The following is a 1,212-nucleotide window of genomic DNA, read 5'->3' on the forward strand; positions in this document are numbered from 1 at the left end:
ACCCCGCCGACATCGAGCAGGTTCGCGTGCTCGCGCAGGCCGCCCGCACCGCGTCGCGCCGCCTGGCCCTGCTCTCACGCGCCGACAAGGATGCCGCGCTGCGCACCCTCGCCGATGCCCTCGACGCAGCCACCGACGAGATCGTCGCCGCCAACGAGCTCGACCTCGCCCGCGGCCGTGAGAACGACATGCCGCAGAGCCTTCAGGACCGCCTGCGCCTGGACCCCCCGCGGGTCGCCGCCGTGGCCCAGGCCCTGCGCGACATCGCGGCCCTGCCCGACCCCGTCGGCGAGGTCGTGCGCGGCTCGACCCTGGCCAACGGCCTGCAGATCCGCCAGATCCGGGTGCCCATGGGTGTCATCGGCATGATCTACGAGGCCCGCCCCAACGTCACCGTCGACGCCGCCGGGCTCGGCCTGAAGTCCGGCAACGCCGTCATCCTGCGCGGGGGCAGCGCCGCCGCCGAGACCAACCGCGCCACCGTCGCCGTCCTGCGCGCCTCGCTCACCGCCCAGGGTCTGCCCGCGGATGCCGTCGGCCTCCTCGAGGGTGGCCACGGCGCCGTCCGCGCCCTGATGACCGCCCGCGGCCAGGTCGACCTGCTCATCCCTCGCGGCGGGGCCGGTCTCATCCAGAGCGTCGTCACCGAGTCCACCGTGCCCGTCATCGAGACCGGCATCGGCAACTGCCACGTGTACGTCGACGCCGGCGCCGACCTCGACAAGGCCCTCGCGATCACCGTCAACTCCAAGACCCACCGCCCGAGCGTGTGCAACGCTGCCGAGTCGCTGCTCGTGCACCGCGACGTCGCCGCCGAGTTCCTGCCCAAGGCGCTGGCGGCGCTCGCGGGGGAGGGCGTCGTCCTCCACACCGACGCGGATGCCGGTGCGCAGGCGGATGTCGCGGGCGTCGCCCACGACGTGGCGACCGACGAGCACTTCGCCACCGAGTTCCACGGGCTCGAGATGTCGGTGCGGGTCGTCGACGACCTCGACCAGGCGCTCGAGCACATCGCCACCTACGGCTCGGGGCACACCGAGGCCATCGTCACCGAGGACCGGGGGGCCGCCCGCCGGTTCACCGCGGAGGTCGATGCGGCCGCCGTCATGGTCAACGCGAGCACGCGGTTCACCGACGGTGGTGAGTTCGGCTTCGGGGCCGAGATCGGCATCTCGACCCAGAAGCTGCACGCGCGCGGGCCGATGGCACTGC

The 1,212-nt window shown here is 73.5% G+C and carries 1 protein-coding gene; it reads left to right on the forward strand.

Translation table 11 applies throughout. From position 1 onward, the window contains the following. The coding region (locus PLL68_RS15465) for a glutamate-5-semialdehyde dehydrogenase (RefSeq protein ID WP_324535620.1) at positions 1 to 1,212 on the forward strand (1,212 nt) is incomplete at both ends.

This window comes from Ornithinibacter sp., assembly GCF_035443565.1.
Lineage (GTDB): Bacteria > Actinomycetota > Actinomycetes > Actinomycetales > Dermatophilaceae > Fodinibacter.